We start from the raw sequence: 21,631 nt of genomic DNA, 5'->3' as shown, positions 1-21,631 counted from the left end.
AACATGACTATTAAAGTATGATTGTTTCAATAGTTAATAAGACACTCGAATATTTATGAGTTCACCAATTCAAGACTTACAGCAAGAAGCTTATAATCCTTCTGTATCTGTTCTCGATTTACTTCGCAAAGCCTTAATTGTTGCGACAAAATTGAATATTACAGAGTTGCAGGAATGGATTGAATTGGAACTTAAAGGCTATCAAGATCAGCCAATACCTGATTACCGAAAAGTTGCAGGAACAATAAGGGGGTGGAATCAATATCATGGATGGCAGCCAATAGTAGGACATGACGAATACACTCTCGCACTTTATACAACAGCTTGCAGTCCTTCAATTCGTCAATCTATTAGTGAGTTAGTTGCTTTAATTGATAGTGGGGAAAATGGGCTGCACTTACAACTGTCACCTGAATTAGAGTCAGTATTAATTGCTACTGTGGATGCACCAATTAAAATTAGCATAAGTAGTGCAAGTATAAAAAGAATTGTAGAATCTGTAAGAGATGTAATCCTTCGCTGGTCAGTGAAACTAGAAAAAGATGGTATTATTGGTGAAGGTATAAATTTTACACAGCAAGAAAAGCAAATTGCTGGTAAACATGATTATAGTAGTTTTATTCAAATTAACGTAGGTCAGTCACAGATGCAAAATTCATCATCAGAAAGTCAATCAAACTCTGACACCTTTAATAATGATCTGCGTGGATCAAACATAGGAAACTTTGCTAATCAAGTGAAAGATAATGCACGTCAAGTATCTTCTGACTTTTCACAAAATATTGGTCAAAACAGTGATGAAATTATTAAGATAATTACTTCTCTGCGCGAAATGGCTCAAGAATTTCCAGAAGAGAAGCGTGAAGAGATTATGGTACATTTAGAAGACTTAGAGGAAGATATTACAAAACCCGAGAAGCTAAAACCCCAAAGAATCAAAGCCAGAATAATGAGTTTATTAACCATAAGTGGTATGCTTTTTAATGTTGTTGCTGGAGCGGCTGACTTTAGCAATAATGTATTAGATTTATCTGAAAAATTAGGAGTTCCAATTGAAAGAACTTTGTTTAATTAATAGATAGACATTTGTTGAATTAAACTAATTATTTTTTATAGCAAGCAGTGACCAGACACCTTATTTTCCATATCCTTGTTCTAAACCTGCATCTTCCATCATTGCTGTAATTTTGTCGGCAATTTGTGGAACTTGCGGTTGTTTGGGAGTAAGTAAAACAACTTCACCAATTTGTAATAAATTTTCTGATATATAAGTCATATTTAGTCGTTTGTATGGATTTTTGTAGAGACATTTTCACCAAACATCTCTAAATTTATTGTAAATGTTGCTGTACTGGAGCGATCGCATTAGTAGCCATTATCCCACTTCTAACCACAGCAAAAAACCAAATCCCCGGAAATTGCCTTTTGAGGACAGGTTTGAAATCAACAACTTTGCAAAAGGTCTGGTGATTTGAGACGATATCCTAGACCGTGCATGGTTTCAATAAAATCTTCAGGTGCGCCAACTGCTTTGAGTTTTTGGCGGACACTTCTCAGATGAACTTTAATAGTATGTTCGTCGGGAGATGTTTCGCTTGTCCACAGATTTTCGATAATCATGCTGCGACTGAGAACTCGCCGACCATTTCGCAATAGTAATTCTAAAAGACTGTATTCTTTAGGTGTTAAATGGAGGAAATTATTTCTATAACTGACTTCGTAGGTGCTAGGGTTAAGTTTTAAATCTCCCCATTGTAATATAGGTGTGGAGTTTGTATTACCTCGACGTAATAAAGCCCGAATCCGCGCAAATAATTCACCTAAGTCAACAGGTTTAATGATGTAGTCATCTGCTCCAGCATCTAATCCATTAATCTTGTTGCTGATTGTATCACAGGCTGTTATCATCAAAATCGGCATTTGATAACCGTGCGATCGCCACCGATGACATAAAGTAATACCATCAATTTCTGGTAGCATCACATCTAACAGCAGTAAATCATAGTTTAGGGCTTTAGTACAATCCCAAGCAACTTCTCCGTCGGCAGCAATATCAACAATATAGAGTTGGTCGCTTAGTGCTTCTGCTAAAGTTTCTGCTAAACGAATATCGTCTTCAACTAAAAGAATCCTCATTAGATGTAGATGAATAGAAATTAAAACTTAGTAATTACTTTACAGGAAAATAGCTATATCTATTCGCGGATAAATTAGGATATTTCCGCCATAAAATCTGCAAAAATTAGACCTTTTCCCCACTGTGAACACAAAATACTTCTTTTAAATTTGCAATACTTCTTTACAAACTTGATTGCGAATTGTTACAATTTTTGCTTTTATCCTAATCTTTCCGATTTATTTACTATTTCCTTACCTATTTATTTACACCTGACCCCTTAATCTCCTTAACAAAGGCAGGTGAAAGAAACGCCACCGCCGCTACAACCCAGGCAAAACCTGACAGTTTAGGAGAAATTGAAGATGCTTGATGCTTTTTCTAGAGTAGTTGAACAAAGCGATCGCCAAGGCGCATATTTGACTGATGATCAAATTAATGCTCTCTCTGCTATGGTTGCAGACAGCAACAAACGGTTAGATGTAGTAAACCGTTTAACCAGCAACGCTTCCGCAATTACAGCCAATGCTTATCGGGCATTAGTAGCTGAACAACCCAACGTATTTGGTCCTGGCGGCGCTTGTTTCCACCACCGCAACCAAGCAGCTTGTATTCGTGACTTAGGCTTCATTTTACGTTATGTTACCTATTCCGTAGCTACTGGAGATGCCAGCACTATGGATGATCGTTGTTTGAACGGTTTGCGCGAAACCTATCAAGCATTAGGAACACCAGGTAACACCGTCGCTTCCGGCATTGGTAAAATGAAAGATGCCGCGATCGCTATTGCTAATGATAGCAAAGGTATTACCCGTGGTGATTGCAGCAGTTTAATGTCTGAAGTAGCTAGTTACTTTGATCGTGCAGCAGCAGCAGTTGCTTAATTTTAAATTGAATTTTGACTTGATCATCCATAAAACATTTTCAGGAGAACTTTAACTATGAAGACCCCTCTAACCGAGGCTATTGCTGCTGCTGATTCTCGTGGCGCATACTTAGGCAACACAGAAGTACAATCTCTTTTCGGTCGTTTCAACCGCGCTCAAGCTGGATTGAATGCTGCTAAAGCCTTTAACCAAAACGGTCAAGCATGGGCAGAAGCTGCTGCTAACCACGTTTACAAAAAATTCCCCTACACCACCCAAATGCAGGGTTCTCAGTACGCTTCCACCCCCGAAGGCAAATCCAAGTGCGTTCGTGACATCAGCCATTACCTCCGCACCATCAGCTATTGCTGCGTGGTTGGTGGCACAGGACCCCTAGACGAATATGTAGTTGCAGGCGTAAAAGAATTTAATGCTGCTTTGGGTTTATCTCCCAGTTGGTATGTAGCCGCATTAGAATTTGTCCGCGACAACAATGGCTTATCAGGTGATGTTGCTGGAGAAGCGAATATTTACCTCAACTATGCTATCAACGCATTGAGCTAAAAATTTACAAGTTAAACAAATAAGGGGAAAGGGAAAAATACTTTCTTTTCCCCTTATTTGATCATAAGGAGTTTAAACCATGACCCTTTCAATGGAACAGAGATTAGGCATCAGTGCGGTTTTAGACATAAAAGCTGAACTGCGTCCTAATTACAGCGAAGACGAATTACAGCAGGTATTCAAATCTGCTTACGAACACATATTTGGACGTGAAAGAGTTTATATTGGCGGAACTTTTGCTAGTGCAGAATCAATGCTTCGCAATGGTAAAATCAGCGTGCGCCAATTTGTGCAAACATTAGCAAAATCCGAATTTTACAAAGAGCGATTTTTTTATAGCAACTCCCAAATTCGTTTCATTGAACTGAATTATAAGCACTTACTGGGACGCGCTCCCTATGATCAGTCAGAAATTGCTCATCATGTAGATATCTATGCGGCTCAAGGTTATGATGCAGAAATAGACTCTTACATTGATAGCATAGAATATACCAATGCCTTTGGTGATTCCACAGTTCCCTACTTCCGAGGGTTCAAGTCAATTCCTGGCATGAAACAAGTAGGATTCAACCGCTTATTTACACTGTATCGGGGTAATGGAAACAGCGATAATGCTGGCTCAAAAAGCCCCCGGTTACGACAACAACTGGCAATGAATCTGCCTAATGTTATCATTCCTCCCATCACATCTATTAGATTTGCATCTGCACTTGGTGTGGGACAGTTAAATAGTTCTGCTGCTCGTGGAGACCAGCGACTGTACGTAATAGAAGTAGTGGCTGGTGGTGTTGGTACTCAGGTAGCAGTACGTCGTAGCCGACAGGTGTACACTGTACCGTTTGATCAACTATCCCAACGGTATCAGCAAATTCACAAACAAGGCGGCAAAATTATCAGCATAAATCCTGTTTAAAAGTGATTGGTGATCGGTAAAATTACCAATTATAAATCTGGTGAAAAAGAATGTAGAGACGTTCCATGGAACGTCTCTACAAGGATTCTGAATAACGCATATTAAAATTCGATCCATGTGTCTATTAGATCAACAGGATAAATTAATTACCTTTACTTCAAGTGATCCTGTTCATCCTTTAATCCTGTAAATCCTCATTCTGACATGGTTGTTACTACTTCTTCTCCTGAACCCATTCTCTCTGCTGAAAGTGCCATTTCTGCCCTAGATGCAGAAGATAATCAAATTCGTTATTACGCTGCTTGGTGGTTGGGAAAACATCAAATTCAGTCAGCTTGTGCAGCACTTTGTCAGCAACTCCAAGATGTCCGTTATCGCACAGTTCAAGGTGGCTATCCCTTACGTCGTCAAGCTGCTCGCGCTTTAGGACAACTCAAAAATATTCAAGCAGTACCCGCCTTACTAGATGCCCTAAACTGTGATGAAGATGAGCAATTTCGGGAAGTTGTCATTGAGGCTTTAGGGAAAATTGGAGATTCCACTGCTGCTTTTCCCCTATTAACACTTTTACAATCTGGTAAATCCCAACCCTACGAAGCTTTAATTGAAGCCTTGGGAGAATTACGGGTAATAGAAGCACGTCCTTTAGTTGAGCCATTTTTACAGCATTCCTCAGAACGAGTTCAATGTGCTGCGGCGCGTTATCTTTATCTCATCACCCAAAAACCGGAATATCTAGAACGCATCATTGAAAATCTTAACCATGAAAATCCCTATTTACGCTGGGCTGCGGCCTTTGATTTAGGGGCAATTGGTCACATACAAGCGGCTGAAGCAATTGTGCAAGCAAAAGTTGGTAATAGTCTTAAACTGTTAAACCTAAAACGGATTTTAGAGACAGTATTAGAAAGCGATATCTCAGAGTTAGAAAAACAACAAGCAACTCAAACCCTATTTCAAATAATTGATCAACTTTTAATACAACTTTAAATAAATCAAACACTCTTGTTCCTCTGCGTCTCTGCGTGAGAAAAAAATTAGTTAAAAATGTAACTACCAATTATGATAAATGTACCAACAGACATAACATTAGACCAACTTGCATTCCTCAGTGTGGAATCGTTGATAGAGGCTTATCACATTTGCCCAGATCAAAATATACAGGCACGGATTATCCGCATTCTCGCTGATCTTGGTGATGATCTGGCTTTAGATTTGCTAGTAGATGTGGTAGGTGTAGAAGTTGCTAATCACTGTCAAGGAAATGTGCGTCGAGTGGCAGCTAGGGGCTTAGAACAGATGGTGATTTCCACTACCGACCCAGAAAAGAAGCAAAAGGCAATTGATAAGCTTTCTTGGGCTTTATTAAACGCTGAAGATTGGGCGTTGCGTTATGCGGCTGCGGTTTCTCTGGGAGGAATTGCTACAAAGGAAATTAATACTATTCTTTACCAAGCTATGAGGCAAGAATCAGATCGGGTAGTTAAAGAAAGGATTAGGATGATATTGAATGTGTAAATTACGCCATATTAGCCATTAACCTGACTGCGGGTCTATCGGCACGAGTTGGTAAGCGAAAACAACTCATTGGTAATGTGACAATTGCCACAGTATTGCCAAGCATATCGAAAAACTCAACGCTGTAGCCTGTTTCTAGTCCGGGAACATCATGTTGTTCAACTACTGTGCCAATGTCTCCAGCATATACATTATCTTCGGGAAGATCACGCAATAAGATTACATCTGAGTAAAGAGTGAAATTCATTGCAGCCTCCAATATTGCTTGCTAATCAGGAAATAAAGTGATCAATCGCGGAAAATCTGTACCTGTATCTATTTGCCAGACTGTCTTAACAAGCAGTAGCCTGTTGATAGGGGTAAGCAGATTTGCGCTCACTTCATATCTTGTACCATAAGCAGTTTCTTTAATCAGATTAACATCTACAGTTAGATGAAACTTACGGATATCTGATTCTAGCTGCTGCCAGTTATTAGGACAATAACCAAATTGGAGTAGTAATTTCGCTTTTGTCCCACCACGTTTATGTTCAGTATTCAGCAAATACTCAGTCAGCTTGGATGGTTCAATTACTGCGCGATCGCTATTTGGGATTTTCATCGTTAAAATTAAGTATGAATATTTTTTTGAAACCGGACTGAATGTCACCAGGCTTTTCCCTACAACAGGGAAATATGGCGTTGCTAAATTGAAAGTTGGACTATGTTGCACTCTCTAGTTGCAGCAAGGAATTCAAGACTTCTGGTAATCCAGATATCGTTTTTAATCACAAATAATCCTCGATATATATGTTCGCTAAATAATATCAGATGTGGATTTTTTCTTTCAGGGGGGATAATTTACGATTTGCAGAGACTTGGAAAATATTTATCTAAATTGTATTTTTACCGTAGGCAGATAATAGCGATCACACACGACTTACGCAAAAACTCTCTGAAACTATCTTTTCTTCGTGTCCTTCGTGTCTTCGTGGTTCATTTTTTCTCACTTATGCGTAAGTCCTATCACATTTGAAGTGCAGTGTTAAAACAAATTGCTAAATGCGCTCATAAACGATTTTTGAGGGTGTATCCGTATACTTTAAAACAGCCTCTAACAATTCTCCAGCCGAGTTATCATCATCCTAAACCCCTTCCTTATGCTCAATCCATTAGGTGTTGCAATTGGATTATTTATCATCACCCTGTTCACAACTTACTACCTCCTGCAAAGACAAATAACTCAACGACAACAAGCAGAAAATATCCTCCGACAGCAAACAGAAAGAGAACGTTTAGTTAGTCAAATAGCTCACCAAATTCGCAAATCTCTGAACTTAGATAAAGTGCTAGTCACCACAGTTGCAGAAGTAAAACAGTTTCTCCAAGCTGACAGAGTGCTGATTTATCGGCTTTGGGAAGATGGCACAGGTAGCGCGATTACCGAAACTGTATCACCTGATTATCCTTGTATTTTGGGAGAAACATTTCCGGCAGAAGTCTTTCCTAGAGAATATCATCAAGCCTACACTCAAGGAAAAACTCGCGCTATTACCGATATTAATCACGGTGATATTGAGCCATGTTTAGCAGAATTTGTGAAACAGTTTGGTGTCAAAGCTAAATTAGTAGTCCCAATATTGCAAGAAGTTCGGGAAGTTGTCCCCCATTCTCAACCTTATCTTTGGGGTTTGTTGATTGCTCACCAATGTGAAAAAACCCGTGAATGGCAACCTTGGGAAGTTGAATTAATGGTACAATTAGCGAATCAAGTAGCGATCGCAATTCAACAGTCAGAACTCTACGAACAACTACAAGAACTGAATATAGAACTAGAAAACCGAGTCCAACAACGCACAGAAGAATTAGCTAAAACCAATAATTCTTTACGAGCAGAAATTGTTGAACGTAAACGTACCGAAGTTGCTTTAAATCACACCAATCAAACTCTCCAATCTCTCATTGCAGCATCACCTCGTGCTATTTTTACCCTAGATTTAAATAACAATGTCAAAATCTGGAATCCAGCAGCAGAAAGGATGTTTGGTTGGACAGAAATAGAAGTATTAGATCAGCCTAACCCGGTCATTTCTGAAGATTTGGAAGAATATAAAAAGATTAAACAAAATGTGATTGAAGGTATCACACCTCCGAGCTTGGAAGTAAGCCGATATAAAAAAGATGGTTCATTAATTGATATTGTTTTCTCCGCTGCTCCTCTCCGCAATACTATGGGAATAATTAGCGGTATAGTAGCAGTTGTCGCAGATATTACTGAAAGGAAAAGAATTGGCAAGGCTTTGCGACGGAGTGAAGAAAGATTTCGTTCACTCATCGAAAATGCTCTTGATGTTATTACTATTCTCGATACAGATGGCACTATTCAATATATTAGTCCATCGGTAGAAAAAGTTTTAGGTTATCAATCTGCTAATTTGATTGATCAAAATTTCTTTGCGGCGATTCATCCTGATGATTTTGTGACAACTTGCTATCACATTACCAATGCAATTAAAAATCCAGATGTTCCCCTACCTGTAGAATTTCGCTATTGTCATGAAGATGGTTCTTGGCGGACTTTAGAAGCTATTAGTCAGAAATTTGTTGATGATTCAGAACTAACAAGAATTGTTGTCAATTCTCGTGATATCACCGAACGCAAAAGATTAGAAGAAGTGCGATTAGCATTGGAAAAAGAAAAAGAATTAAGTGCCATGAAAATTCGCTTTTTCTCAATGGCATCCCATGAATTTCGCACCCCACTAAGTACAGCTTTAGCTGCTGCTCAATTGCTAGAAAATTCTCCCCATGCTTGGCAAGATGACCAAAAAAGAACTCGCAATTTACGCCGCATTCAAGATTCTATTAAAAATATGGTTCAACTACTAGATGATATTTTAACTATTAATCGTGCAGAAACAGGTAATTTAGAATTTAATCCCACACAGTTAGATTTAGAAAAGTTTTGTCGTCAATTTGTTGAAGAAATTAGACTTAGTGATGGTTCTGAACATATAATTAATTTTGTTTGGGAAGGAAATAGGGAACAAGCATATTTAGATGAAAAGTTATTACGTTCTATTTTAGGAAATTTGTTATCAAATGCTATTAAATATTCACCGGAAAATACTCAAGTTGATTTTTATCTTATTTTTCAAGAAAAAGAAGTAATAATTAAAATTTGTGATCAAGGAATTGGTATTTCTATAAATGATCAAAATCAATTATTTGAACCATTTCATCGTGGTAAAAATGTCCGCAATATTCCCGGTACAGGTTTAGGTTTGATGGTTGTAAAAAAATGTGTAGATTTACATGGAGGCAGTTTAAATATTATGAGTGAATCTGATCATGGTACAACCGTCACCGTTACATTGCCTATCATCTAAATGAGGGTCTAGTCTAATTTATTACAGCCTTTACATACTCTAATTTTTCACGGCTGAAGATAATAATTAAATCTGGTTCGCAATTGTTCAATCGTTAGATATTGCGTCCAATACTCTATTAAAGCATAACCAAATGCCCAAGCGTTACAATTTGGTGTAGATAGCAGGGCTATTTCATTCTCAAAGAGAGAATAAAATAACATAACATAACCTAACACTTAGATCGAATTTCTATGCAATTATCGCTCTGCTTACAAAAAGTTTAATCCACTGCATCACTCTCATCAGCATTTTTTTAAATTTTTTGGTATTAAAAAAAAATGCTGATAAAATTAAGTATTAAACCCTAATCATCACTAATTTTCAATATGAACAACTCCTTTGAAAACTATAATCCCAACAGCGTAGCCGAAATAAATGGTAATTTCCTGGGATTACCTGATAACTACGATTCTGCTAATTTAATCATCTTTCCTATACCTTGGGAAGTTACTGTTTCCTATGGTGCAGGAACAGCTAACGGACCACAGCAAATTTTAAATGCTTCACGGCAAATAGATTTATTTGATTTTGATCATCCTGATGGTTGGAAACAGGGAATTTTTATGGTAGAAATTCCCCAAGATATGATCGAAAAAAATAACTATTATCGTCAACAAGCAGCTAAAATTATTGAACGTCAAGCCCAAGGTCAACCTCTCACAGATTCCCCTGATTTAACCCCCATACTGGCTGCAATTAACCAAGCGGGAGAACAGGTAAATCAATGGTTATTTACCCAGTCGCAAGCAGCAATGAATCATGGGAAACGAGTTGCTGTTATTGGTGGTGATCACAGTTCACCATTAGGTTATTTCCAAGCTTTAGCTACTCAATATGATAACTGGGGAATTTTACATATTGATGCCCATGCTGATTTACGAAATGCCTATGAGGAATTTGAATTTTCCCATGCTTCTATTATGTTTAATGCCATGAAAATTCCCCAAATTTCTAAGTTGGTACAGGTAGGTGTGCGGGATATTTGTCATGATGAAGTACAAATAATTAATCAATCTGATGAGCGGATTATTGGTTATTATGATGCAGCTATTAAACAACAGCTATATGCTGGGAAAACTTGGATTGATTTATGTCGAGAAATTATCAATCATTTACCAGAACAGGTTTATATTAGCTTCGATATTGATGGTTTAGATCCTAAACTTTGCCCCAGTACAGGTACTCCTGTTCCCGGTGGACTGGAATTAGAACAAGTTTATTGTCTATTCCGAGAATTGGTAAATAGTGGTAAGAAAATTATTGGTTTTGATGTCTGCGAAGTTGGTAATGGTGAATGGGATGGTAATGTGGGTGCGCGAATAGTTTACAAGTTAGCAAATTTTCTGGATTTATCCCATCAAGGAGATGATAGGTAAATTTGGCGTTGCTGATTAAGGGTATGAATTTTAGTCTCACGCAAAGGCGCAAAGACGCAAAGGTAAGAGTTTTAAAGGTTCAATTTAGGAATTTCATACCTCAATATGGCTATCGCCACGCAGGCTATCAGCAACGCCATTTTAATAATTACTATTCGGCATTTTGGCATTACAAATCAAAATATCTATGATAGATTTAAAAGATTGCATGGATGAATAATAGTAGCCACAAAAGGCAAGAACTAAGTCAAAGTTCTTGTTGTTGACTGCATTTGTTCTCCTGACAACCTATTCAATCTTATTCATGATATTTTTTGAGATTTAAAGGTGTATTACCACTTTCAAGCTATGATTGCGGACGGGATAAAACCCGTCCTTTATTTTTGGCTATGGACAAGATTTCTTATCAGGTTTGAGGATATTTGCATACATACTAAAGGAAGATGCTAAAAATATATCATCCAGGTTAAATTAATTCGGGATGTTGTTATGCACTGGATTTAAGTCAAGGTTTGGTTGTTAGCCAAACCTTTTTTATTGCTTATTTAAGGCTTGCTAAAATTTTTCTAAACTTGCTACAGCTTAAGTAGTAGCTTCAGGTGTTTTGATGCGATCGCTTGACAGACCACTAGGAGTAGAATTACATCTAGTACACAACGGCGATATTTTTAGGAGACTTCCAAGAAATAAATTATCCAGATTAACGTTAGCGTAGCGTGCGTCCGCAGAGGCTCAGAGGAATAAGGGTTTGAGTGTTTTTTTATTTGGAAGTCCCTAGTACAAACAAAAATCTCTGTATTCCTTATCTATTCCCTGTTCCCTTGCCCAAATATACAATTTATTTGGCACGACTACTTACGTATTTTGAGGAAGGTTTAAGTTTTACCCGATTACACTGGCAAAATTGTCCTAAGTTTGTCAAAATTTAAACTTGACAACTTTAGACAAGTTCTAAAATTTCCAGTGCTAGTTATAGTCAGATGACCAATAAACCGCGTAAACTCAAGACAAAAGCCACGAGAATTAATCAGCCTCCCCAAGGTATGAAGGAAAAGAGTGGTAAAAAAACGCCAAGACATTCTCAATGGCGAAGTTGGTTATTATCTAGTTTGGCGCTAAGTCTTTTGTTAAGTAGTAGCGGTATAATTATCGGCTTTGGCTGGATTAGTATTCTGTTTATTTTCAATCCGGCTCAAGTTAACTGGCTGAATAAATATTTACCAAAATGGGCAGAAATATCAGCGGGTAAGCAAGAATTACCAGAAACACTCCCAGTGATTCAACTCAGCTTGAGTCAAGAAAAACGCATATCTGGGGAAATCCTCCCCTTAGATGAGAAATCAGAAGATACTTTTTTAATGCCAATTTTTCAAGAACGCACTAATTGTCAATCTCATTGTCGGGAATTGGTAGAACTAAGGATTTATAAACGTTCTCAGGATTTAGAATATAAATTTCAGTTGGAAAAATACTACTATTTAATTAGCCAATTACCTGTGATTGGTCTATCTAAATCTTTCGTAGAATCCCCTAAAGTTGAATTTATTTCAGCTTCAGAAAATCAGGAAGCAAAGGTGCATTTACCTTTAACTGAAGTGAAAGCTATTACAGATACTAACCTTTCAGCGGGGTTTTGGTTTTATTTACAAGGTGAATCCAAAAATAACAATGAGGCGATCGCCTATGGTCAAATTGTCCACTATAATCCTACATTAAAGACCTTACAGCAGATGTTACTTTGGAAAACCCGTAACGGGCAATTACCCAAATGGCAACAGATAACAGGTAATGAGACAAAAGAGTTAGTTATTGATCAAACTGTGGGCTTAGAACCAAATTTGCAAGTTTATCAAGTCCAACCTGGTCAGTTAGTTACTAATTCTATTTATCTGGAAGCAATTAGTTTCCGAAAACCCGCAGTTGCAGAATTTGGTTTTCAACAGTCTGTATTATTAGCCAGAAATGGATTATGGACTCCTGCTTTTGCCTGGTTACAATCTTTAGAAAAACAGCGGAAACAGCCTTTCCCCTGGGCAGCACAGGCGCAAATAGATGTGATCCGGTTACATTCCGAATTAACGAAAATTCAAGCAGACAAAAATTGGGCTAGTCCCAGTCAAAAAATAATTGCAGATATTATTGATGGTCGTTGGGAAAAAGCTTTACAGGTATTGGAAAAATCGCCTTATGCTCATGAAGAAATTTCTAATTTACTGCAAACAGATAAAGGAAGAATTTGGAATCGTGTTTCTGTAGCTTTGCGACTAAATCCTAATCGGAGAGCGGTTTTAGCTTGGGTAGCACTCATCTTCAAAGTGCAACGAGGGGAAGAAAGAACTAATACTTGGTTAAAAGCCCAACCAAATATTAACTCGGAAACTTTGAACTATATTCAAGGTTTATTAACTCAACTGGATGATGATACTACTAATTCTCATGCAAGTCAGATTGTGGGAACTGTACAACAAATTAATCAGATTAATCAACGGGATTGGTTGCCCATATCTCTGCAAACTGATTTGAATATAGCTAATAATCAAGCTTGGTATCAGGTAGAAGTTAGTGCATTTCAGAATGGTACAAATTGGTTATATTATCCGTTTACTAATTTTGACAAACTGAAAAATCAACCTCGACAATTTTGGAGAAAAGTTTTAGGTATTAGTTCTGATCCAAATATGCAAATTATTGTCTGGAATGCTGAAGGAAAACAGGAAGCAACGACTGCAATTATTCAAGCTGTGCAAGTTCAGGATCAAGGTTTGCGGCTGTTAATGTCCGGTGATGCTGTTTTGGAAAGTAAAGTTAAATCTTTCCAACCTCAACCTTTAGCTCTAAGTGCGGCTGCATTGCAATGGGTAGAACCATCGCCGGTATCAGTGAATAATTTATATCAACAAAAACAGCAATTGGTCGAGTTAATATTACCAATTATATGGCGGACTTTACAAGAGTCAGGAGAGATTATTGGGGATGCTGTTCCTAATTTACAGGAGATGCAGAAAAAAATGGGTGATTGGCCAGTTCAGTTAGTTGATTTAACTAATAATAATCAGCCAGAGATAGTATTGACTATTTCTGGTATGGCGATCGCATCATTAAATCAGAATCAATTAGAGGATGATAACTCAGAGCAATTACAAGATCAAGTACGTCCCCGGACTCTGATTTTGTCGGCGGATGGTAAAGTAATTTACAGTGATTTCACTCGTCAAAACCAGAAAAATCTGATAGCGATCGCTCAACTTACTAATGAACAATCTCTAGCATTATTGGTAGAAAAAAAACAGGGCTATAGTCTAGAAATTTGGTCAAAATCTCATCAACGATTTAAATAATTACTCCTTTTGGTTAAGAGTCTCTACTCCTAAATAGCATATAAATTCTCTCATCAGTATGATGGAATACTGGAAAAACTTCATCACCGTAAAAGAATGATTTTTTAAACAAGTTTTTCATCAAGAGGTCAAAAAATGAGAGCTACAAACGGAAAGCAGAAAATTCGTTATGCTGTTGTTGGTTTGGGTTGGTTTGCACAAGAGGCTGCTTTACCTGCATTTGCTCATGCTGAAAACTCGGAATTAGTGGCTTTGGTTTCCGATGATCCTCTAAAACGTGAAGAACTCAGTCAACAATATGGCATTGAGCATACTTATTCTTATGAGGAATATGAGGATTGTCTAATAAGCGGCTTAGTAGATGCTGTTTATATTGCATTACCTAATCACTTACATTGTGAATATACCGTGCGGGCGGCTAATCAGGCCATTCATGTACTTTGTGAAAAGCCAATGGCCATGACCGAAAAAGAGTGCGATATCATGAATAAAGCCGCCAATGACAATGCTATAAAATTGATGATTGCTTATAGATTACATCTAGAACCAGGAAATTTGCGGGCTGTCGAAATTGTGCGATCGCGTCAAATAGGTGAACCACGGCTTTTCAACTCTGTTTTCTCCCAACAAGTAGAAGAGGGAAATATTCGTTTACAAGAACATACTGGTGGAGGGACTCTCTACGATATTGGTATTTACTGCATTAATGCCGCCCGTTATCTGTTTCAAGATGAACCAACTGAAGTGTTTGCTGTAGCTGCGTCTAAAGGAGAAGAACGGTTCAACGAAGTAGAAGAAATGACTAGTGTCATCCTCCGCTTTCCCCATGAGCGACTAGCAACGTTTACCTGTAGCTTTGGAGGGGCAAAAGTTTCCAATTACCAAGTTGTCGGTACTAAAGGCGATATTCGTCTAGAATCTGCTTATGCTTGGCAGGGAGAAATTAAGAATTACCTGACTATTAATGGTGAAACTCAAGAAAGCACCTTTGGTCCGCATGATCAATTAGCCGCAGAATTTACATATTTTTCCGATTGCATTCTCCAAAATCGAGATCCAGAACCATCGGGAATAGAAGGATTGAACGATGTTCACATTATTGAGTCACTGTACCAATCAATAGAGACAGGTCAGCCTGTACAAGTAAACAATTATGATCGTGATCAACGTCCGACATCGGATCAAACTATTAAGCGTCCTGCGGTTGAAGAGAAACCAGAACTGATTCATGCTGCTCCACCTGCCGGTAAGTCTTAGAAACATCTCTAATTTGGGGTTGCAGCAAAAAAGCCTTCCCAGTCTTTGACTGGGAACTCTTCACACATTTTGCTTATAGCAATTCCCATTTCAGTGAGGTACAAGAAGTGAAGAATTAACCGCAGATGGAAGAGGATAAACGCAGATAAACGCAGATGAATTTGTACCTCGTTAGATTGTTATGAAGTGGGTTGGAAATTTTGCAGCACAAACTTATCCATGTAATGGTAATATTCTTTGTAATTCTCCACAAGCAGCTTTTAAAGAAGCTGGTGCATTATCATCTAAATTACCTTGATAACACTGGTTTACTAATTGCTCAACATAGGGTTTACAATCAGATTGCTTTTTCAATTTTGTATATTCTTTTTCTTCATCAATATTTTCACCCTGTAGATAATGTATCCAAGTTTCAATATTTCTTTTGGGTACAAAAACTGCGATCGCTTCACTCGGTTGACGAAGTTGTTGTGAATTTTCTATAAGTGCATCATCTAATTGCTGTAGTCTTTCTTCTACTGTTTTTTTATCTGCATCAATTAAAACAATAAGCATTCCTGAACGATAATTTTTGCTACGATATGCTTTGACTTCTTTAGGATAATTATCTCTAACGAACTGCTCACCTGCTCCTTCTAGACAGATTTTAGGTTTAATATTTCCGGTAAATCCTCTTGTTTTTAGGAAATGACGAGCAAAAATTTCTTGTTGTTTATCCTCACACAATATAGTAATCTGTAATCTACGCTGGGTCATATAGCCATCCCCTTTCAATCAATTCTGAAATGGCTAGTCCAGAGTTGTCAGCCTCTTTATTACTAATTTTTTTGACTCTTACAGGTGTATTACTTTGGCGCTCAAACCAATATCCTATAGGTGAAGCTAGTAAATAATTAATTAATACAGGATGATGTGAAATTAATAAAGTTTGTAGTTTTCCTTCATCACAAAAATCATACAGTTGAAGTAGCCAAGGTTGAATTTCTGGAAGTGCTAAAAAGTTTTCTGGTTCATCAATACATAATGTATAATCTTCTGATTTCATGCCGTAAATTAGTGTATATAATATTATTAGTGCTTTTTGTCCATCTGATAATGCACCAAAATGATAATCAATAGTATTTTTATCTTCTGAATTTGATGTGAATTTTAATTTCAAACCAACATATTTTTCTCCTATTTGCTCAAACTTAAAACTAATAAAACCATCTAAAACTTCTTTTAAAACATTTATTAATTCAGCAACTTTCCCTTGATCTTGTGAAATGTATTTATACCAAGAAACAAAATTTTCAGCTTTAGAACCTAGATATTTTGTGTCTGCACCACCACTCTTTATTAAAATAGGAACAATTTGTACAATAATTATTTTCTCTATCCGTTTTGTAAACCAGAGTAGTTTTTTGTTGTCATTTTTTGGTAATAAAGAGGATAATATAGATTGAGATGAAAGAAATGAATATTTTGATGCTTCTGAATAATCATCTCGAAAAAGTTGTACATCGCCATTTTCATATTTTAGTAAAGGATGTCCATTGAACCATAATCTTTCATATGAAACAGAGACTTGATCTCGATTAGCTTCAACTACAAGTTCATATTTATATTTACCATCATTACCATCTATTTCTAACTCGAAACGTTGAATTGGTAAAGTTTGCCAGCAAGTAAAATCAAAATAATCAAAAATACACTCTAATTTTGATTCACCTAATATAAAACTTTGAATTTTCCGCAAGGCTTCAAAAACAGTTGATTTACCTGCTCCGTTACCACCAAGAAACAGGTTAATTGAGTCAACATTAAGCTCAAAATTTACCAAGCATCGAAAATTATCAATATAAATACGCTTTAACATAAACCTTTTCCTCCTAACCAAATACTATAATATAATGCCCATTACGATAATCACATAAATCTAATTAATCATATAAATCACAGTTCAGACCGTGATATAGTACAATTGTTCTATACAGACAAAACATAATGCTCGTTCTGTCAAGTGTAATATAGAAAGACGATGATAAGTATAATCATTGTTTTAACTAATTATGCTTGACTTTTCTTGTGCAGTTAAATTTACTGCGAGAAAAAGTATTGAAAATGAGGAGAAATTGATGAACAGTTGTATTTTGATGGCGGAAATTTACGATAATCCCCAACTAAGGCATACACCAGATGGGTTAGAAGTTACAGAAATGATAGTTCATGTAGCGGGAGCAAAGCCAGATGATCCTTCCCATCCATTGAAAGTGGTAAGTTGGGGAAATTTGGCCAAAGAGATTCACCAAAGTTATCATCAGGGCGATCGCGTCATTATTGAAGGGCGCTTAGGAATGAATACGATTGATCGCCCTGAAGGTTTTAAGGAAAAACGCGCAGAATTAACAGTACAAAAGATTCACGCGATCGGACAAGGTGCTTATACCAGTTCACCACCAGCAGCTACTCGAACTATACCAGTGAATGAAACTCCTGTAGCGCCACCAACCTACAGCCCGACTAATTATGAATCAAACTATCCTACATCAGCCCCAGTGCCACAGGTAACACCACCGCAACCCACATATCAACCTGCACCTGTTCAGCCTCCATCCCCTGTAGGAGTTACGCAAGAACCCGATCCAGATGACATTCCATTTTAGCTAATTGACAATTGATAATTGTTCATTGTCAATTGTCAATTGTCCATTGTTAACCTCCACTGACTTCACCCCATTCCCGAATTGCTGGAAATACGGATGAATAATCATCTTCTGGATAAGACATTTTCATGGTTGCGTGTAAGATTTGCCTTACACCCTCAATACTGCTGAGATTCAAACCCAAGGATTTAGCTTCAGAGATAAATAAATCTATTTCTTTGATCAATTGCTTTGTGGGTAAGTTGGCATTGGTATAATTACCATCTAACATCCGCCGCAAATTTTGATCAAAGGTGGGAGCATAAAGTTTACTTTCGCGCAGAATTTGCATAAACAAATCAACATCAATACCTTGCAACTGGATAAACGCTAGACTAAGAGCAAAGCTAGTTGTGAGCGAAGCAATCAGTTGATTGAGTGCAAGGGTGAGAGTTGAAGCAGAACCCACCGCACCTATATGTACAGGATTTTCTCCAAAGTGTTGCAATAATTTGAAGTGACGTTGATACTGTTCCTCTTCTCCACCGACCATAACAATTAATTTGCCGGTTTGAGCTTCGGGAATGCTGCCCAGAACAGGTGCTTCTATATATTCACCACCAGCCGCAACTACTGTATCTCTGATTTCTTGGCTTTCTAGAGGGGTAATTGTCCCCATTTGGATGATGCTGCGTCCTGATAAAGTATGCCAAGAAGTATCTGTAAGTAAGACATGATAAATAGCTGCGGCGTTAGAAAGCATTAGCACTATACAGTCAGCAGAGCGAATTGCTTCGCGCGGTTTTGTGACAATTTGCGCTCCGGCTGCTCGTAGCGGTTCTAATTTTTCTGGGGTGCGATTATAGGCAATTAGCTCTATATCGGCTGCTAATAACCTTTGAGCCATCGGTAGTCCCATCAATCCAGTTCCCAGAAATGCCACCTTCATGTTTCACGTTCCTTTGTCAGTGGTCAGTTGTTAGTTGTTAGTTGTCAGTTGTCAGTTGTTAGTGGTAATGGGTAATTGGAAAAAATTTATTACCCAGTCCCCAATCCCTAATCCCTAATCCCCATTTCCCTAACTAGCCTCCTGCGGCAAAAGTCACCATAATGATTACGGAAAGTAAGATGCCGGGGGATAGTAGAGTTACTAGCACGAACAGATCATGAGCAGTCATAATTATTCCTCTTTGCAGATTTTTGACTTTAATCATCTCTGTCATGCTAGTGCAATCAAGACTGATACAGGATTGTTAAAGAGATTTTTAACTTTTCTCCCTGCTCTCTACTCTGGTATGACTAATCCCTGGAGTGGTTGTGATGCTTCTGTTTCACTTAGTCCCTGGCTTTGGACTAAAACGCCAAAGTTACCTAATCCCCCTGGGTTAATGAGTTGGTGTAATCCTTCCCGGCGCTGTAGCAACTGCGATATTGGTTGCTGTTGAGAAGAGAGTGCAGCTAACCTTTCACCTATTCCCAATGCCATCAAAAATAAACCTTGCTGCGTCCAACCAACATTTTTGAGTCCGCACCGTTCACCCCAAGATGATAAGGCTGTAAAATCAATATGAGCGGTGATATCTTGTTGCCCAATATTGATATAAGGGTTATCATGATGACGATGCTGGTAGTAGCACTGGAGAGTTCCCTGCGATCGCCTGGGATGATAATAACGGTGAGCAGGGTAGCCATAATCAATTGTTAACACATACCCACGTTCCAAGCAGTCTGCCACTATACTCAACCAGTTCAAAGCTGCTAAATTAATTTCACTGCGATAGCCATTTTCATAAGTATTTTGGCTTAAATCAATTCCCACCAAATTAAAATATGCTGCTAATTGCGGTGTTGATGGTTCTCCTATTACTTCAATAAATATAGGATCACGGATGATCTGGATTTCACGGTTTAATTCTGGACTATTGCCTATTATCTCCTGTATATTCCCAATGGTGACGTAAATTTCCCGCAATTCCCCTGCCTCTAAAGTAAATTGATGGACTGGAAAAGCATCCACTAATTCATTAGAAAAGCAGCAGCCAGTGAGAGAATTCGGGGCTATTTCTGTCAAGTTACACCAATCTACAGAAAAATCTTGTAACCGTTGTTGTTGTTCTTGTTTTAAACTTTGTGATTTTTCAACAATAATATATTTGATAGCGACAAAAAAATCTGGGTATTGTTGCTTTGCATAGTTGAGAATATGGGATGCTAAGATACCTTGTCCTGCTCCCATTTCTACTAAGGAAAAAGGTACAGGTTTATCTAAAATTTCCCACATTTGGTAAAACTGCTTTGTGAGTAATTCCCCAAAGTCAGACCCTAAACTGGCAGATGTGAAAAAATCACTCCCCCGAAAGCCAATTTTTACATCACTTGAATAATAGCCATATTCTGGGTGATATAGCACCATATCCATGTATTCGGCAAAGGTAATTCTTTTTTGGGGACTGGTGATAATACGTTGGGCTATGGCTTGACATAGTGCGGTTTGGGAATCCATAAATTTTGCAATTAATGATTAACTCCCTCAAATATTAGTTTTAAACAAACTCTGACTGGGTTAAGCGATCGCTCTAGTCAAGCAATATTTACAATTTCTTAATGATGTGGTGTTTAAACAAGGATATTTGGGTATGATCTTTGCATTAGTTAGGAGAAGAGGGAATGAACCACGAAGACACGAAGGAAGCGAAGGAAGATGAAAGAAGGATGAGGAGGTTTAGTGATGATGTGGAGAAGTTGGCTTATGGTGTGATTGGAGCGGCTATTGAGGTACATCGGGTATTGGGGGCAGGTTTTTTGGAGAGGGTATATCATGAGGCGTTAGCTATGGAGTTTCGTTTGCGTGGTATCCCTTATAAATCTAAATATTTGGTGGCTGTAAAGTACAAGGGTTTTCCAATAGGGGAGGGTGAGTTAGATTTTTTGGTTGGTGATTCGTTAATTGTTGAATTGAAGGCTGTAGAAAAATTATCTCCTATTCATGAAGCGCAAGTTATTTCTTATTTAAAAATGACTAATTGCCCTCTTGGTCTTCTGATTAACTTTAACGTCCCTATTCTTAAAGAAGGCATTAAGAGAATCATTCTTTCCTCTTAATTCTTCTTCTTCTTCTTCTTTCTCTTCCTTCGCTTCCTTCGTGCCTTCGTGGTTCATAATCAAGATTTGTATTTATACAAAATTAAAACTCAAAACTGCTTTCTTTCCATGGCAGTTTTGAGTTTGTATTTGGATATTGGAAAAGCGTTATGCAAATTTTGCTTGTACTTTGTTCTGAAGTAAGTTGATAATTGCAGCTTTTTCTAAAATTCCGACTAACAACCCATTATCACGAATTACAGTCAGTGCTGATAATTTTTGTGTTTCCAGTAACTGTACTACTTCTAGCAACGGTTGATCCGATTGTACAGTGCTAGACTGCTCGATTGGTTTCATGACTTTGAGGACTTGAGTTTCTGCCCACAATGTATTCGGGATAGTTCGCAAGTCATCAACTGATATTGCTCCTAACAATTGTCCTTGCTCATCTGTCACCAAGTAACGACGGTATTCTTGAGCATTTAAGAGCCGTTGATCTGCAAACTCTCTTAAACTCAAATTCGCTTTGACAATCGGGCTATCGTTGTTTACAGCATCCGCTGCTGTT

General features: G+C 37.8%; 21 protein-coding genes. 12 read left to right on the top strand and 9 right to left on the bottom strand.

Annotated elements, in window-relative coordinates; all coding sequences use genetic code 11:
* Positions 1–55 precede the first annotated feature (55 nt).
* A complete protein-coding gene (locus tag FJR38_RS00105; RefSeq protein WP_168534751.1) occupies positions 56–1,075 on the top strand; it encodes a hypothetical protein in 1,020 nt (339 codons plus the stop codon).
* A 60-nt stretch (positions 1,076–1,135) separates the two neighbouring features.
* On the opposite strand, the gene FJR38_RS00100 is transcribed toward FJR38_RS00105, so the two are convergent.
* Both FJR38_RS00100 and FJR38_RS00095 read right to left on the bottom strand, forming a co-directional pair.
* Positions 1,136–1,276, bottom strand: a complete 141-nt coding sequence (locus tag FJR38_RS00100) for a hypothetical protein (RefSeq protein WP_168534749.1) — start codon at positions 1,274–1,276, stop codon at positions 1,136–1,138.
* Positions 1,277–1,443: 167 nt separating this feature from the next.
* On the bottom strand, positions 1,444–2,136 hold the full coding sequence (locus tag FJR38_RS00095) for a response regulator transcription factor (RefSeq protein WP_168534747.1): 693 nt from the start codon (positions 2,134–2,136) through the stop codon (positions 1,444–1,446).
* Between the two features lie 345 nt (positions 2,137–2,481).
* Between FJR38_RS00095 and FJR38_RS00090 the strand changes: the two genes are divergently transcribed.
* The 5 genes from FJR38_RS00090 (at position 2,482) to FJR38_RS00070 (ending at position 5,977) form a co-directional block, all read left to right on the top strand.
* Positions 2,482–3,000, top strand: coding sequence for a phycocyanin subunit beta (locus FJR38_RS00090; protein WP_168534745.1), 519 nt, complete (start codon positions 2,482–2,484; stop codon positions 2,998–3,000).
* Between the two features lie 57 nt (positions 3,001–3,057).
* Entirely contained in the window at positions 3,058–3,546 is a 489-nt protein-coding gene (locus tag FJR38_RS00085) for a phycocyanin subunit alpha (RefSeq protein ID WP_168534743.1), read from the top strand.
* Between the two features lie 79 nt (positions 3,547–3,625).
* Positions 3,626–4,459 carry a phycobilisome linker polypeptide gene (locus tag FJR38_RS00080; RefSeq protein ID WP_168534741.1) on the top strand — a complete coding sequence of 278 codons (834 nt, stop codon included), beginning with the start codon at positions 3,626–3,628 and terminating at the stop codon, positions 4,457–4,459.
* 204 nt (positions 4,460–4,663) lie between these two features.
* Positions 4,664–5,449 (top strand): HEAT repeat domain-containing protein, encoded by a 786-nt coding sequence (locus FJR38_RS00075; protein ID WP_168534739.1) that lies wholly within the window; start codon positions 4,664–4,666, stop codon positions 5,447–5,449.
* A gap of 72 nt (positions 5,450–5,521) precedes the next feature.
* Entirely contained in the window at positions 5,522–5,977 is a 456-nt protein-coding gene (locus FJR38_RS00070; RefSeq protein WP_168534737.1) for a HEAT repeat domain-containing protein, read from the top strand.
* Between the two features lies 1 nt (position 5,978).
* Here the strand turns inward: FJR38_RS00070 and FJR38_RS00065 are convergent, their stop codons facing one another.
* Complete coding sequence (locus FJR38_RS00065; RefSeq protein ID WP_168534735.1) at positions 5,979–6,224, bottom strand: DUF4926 domain-containing protein; 246 nt, start codon at positions 6,222–6,224, stop codon at positions 5,979–5,981.
* Between the two features lie 21 nt (positions 6,225–6,245).
* On the bottom strand, positions 6,246–6,578 hold the full coding sequence (locus tag FJR38_RS00060; RefSeq protein ID WP_168534733.1) for a DUF6883 domain-containing protein: 333 nt from the start codon (positions 6,576–6,578) through the stop codon (positions 6,246–6,248).
* A gap of 538 nt (positions 6,579–7,116) precedes the next feature.
* On the opposite strand from FJR38_RS00060, the gene FJR38_RS00055 reads away from it, so the two are divergent.
* From FJR38_RS00055 to FJR38_RS00040, 4 genes are all read left to right on the top strand, one after another.
* A complete protein-coding gene (locus tag FJR38_RS00055) occupies positions 7,117–9,345 on the top strand; it encodes a PAS domain S-box protein (protein ID WP_168534731.1) in 2,229 nt (742 codons plus the stop codon).
* A gap of 368 nt (positions 9,346–9,713) precedes the next feature.
* A complete protein-coding gene (locus tag FJR38_RS00050; protein ID WP_168534729.1) occupies positions 9,714–10,763 on the top strand; it encodes an agmatinase family protein in 1,050 nt (349 codons plus the stop codon).
* A 980-nt stretch (positions 10,764–11,743) separates the two neighbouring features.
* Positions 11,744–14,101: a hypothetical protein gene (locus FJR38_RS00045; RefSeq protein ID WP_168534727.1), complete on the top strand. Its 2,358-nt coding sequence runs from the start codon at positions 11,744–11,746 to the stop codon at positions 14,099–14,101.
* A gap of 135 nt (positions 14,102–14,236) precedes the next feature.
* Positions 14,237–15,358 carry a Gfo/Idh/MocA family protein gene (locus tag FJR38_RS00040; RefSeq protein ID WP_168498779.1) on the top strand — a complete coding sequence of 374 codons (1,122 nt, stop codon included), beginning with the start codon at positions 14,237–14,239 and terminating at the stop codon, positions 15,356–15,358.
* Between the two features lie 213 nt (positions 15,359–15,571).
* Here the strand turns inward: FJR38_RS00040 and FJR38_RS00035 are convergent, their stop codons facing one another.
* A complete protein-coding gene (locus tag FJR38_RS00035) occupies positions 15,572–16,114 on the bottom strand; it encodes a hypothetical protein (protein ID WP_168498781.1) in 543 nt (180 codons plus the stop codon).
* Positions 16,101–17,216, bottom strand: a complete 1,116-nt coding sequence (locus tag FJR38_RS00030) for an AAA family ATPase (RefSeq protein WP_168534725.1) — start codon at positions 17,214–17,216, stop codon at positions 16,101–16,103. The genes FJR38_RS00035 and FJR38_RS00030 overlap by 14 nt, the downstream gene beginning before the upstream one ends.
* Before the next feature lie 259 nt (positions 17,217–17,475).
* Between FJR38_RS00030 and FJR38_RS00025 the strand changes: the two genes are divergently transcribed.
* Positions 17,476–18,003: a single-stranded DNA-binding protein gene (locus FJR38_RS00025; RefSeq protein ID WP_168498785.1), complete on the top strand. Its 528-nt coding sequence runs from the start codon at positions 17,476–17,478 to the stop codon at positions 18,001–18,003.
* Positions 18,004–18,052: 49 nt separating this feature from the next.
* Here the strand turns inward: FJR38_RS00025 and FJR38_RS00020 are convergent, their stop codons facing one another.
* On the bottom strand, positions 18,053–18,931 hold the full coding sequence (locus FJR38_RS00020; protein ID WP_168498787.1) for an NAD(P)-dependent oxidoreductase: 879 nt from the start codon (positions 18,929–18,931) through the stop codon (positions 18,053–18,055).
* A gap of 336 nt (positions 18,932–19,267) precedes the next feature.
* The gene (locus tag FJR38_RS00015) at positions 19,268–20,485 is read right to left on the bottom strand and encodes a class I SAM-dependent methyltransferase (RefSeq protein WP_168534723.1); all 1,218 of its coding nucleotides are present in this window, start codon (positions 20,483–20,485) and stop codon (positions 19,268–19,270) included.
* Positions 20,486–20,649: 164 nt separating this feature from the next.
* On the opposite strand from FJR38_RS00015, the gene FJR38_RS00010 reads away from it, so the two are divergent.
* Positions 20,650–21,084 carry a GxxExxY protein gene (locus tag FJR38_RS00010; protein ID WP_168498791.1) on the top strand — a complete coding sequence of 145 codons (435 nt, stop codon included), beginning with the start codon at positions 20,650–20,652 and terminating at the stop codon, positions 21,082–21,084.
* Between the two features lie 147 nt (positions 21,085–21,231).
* Here the strand turns inward: FJR38_RS00010 and FJR38_RS00005 are convergent.
* On the bottom strand, positions 21,232–21,631 hold a 400-nt coding region (locus FJR38_RS00005; RefSeq protein ID WP_168534721.1), incomplete at its 5' end, for a CBS domain-containing protein.

The organism is Anabaena sp. UHCC 0253, assembly GCF_009712085.1.
In the GTDB taxonomy this organism is placed as follows: domain Bacteria; phylum Cyanobacteriota; class Cyanobacteriia; order Cyanobacteriales; family Nostocaceae; genus Dolichospermum.
The sequence above is the reverse complement of the archived record's forward strand: the minus strand, read 5'-3'. Positions and strand labels throughout refer to the sequence as shown.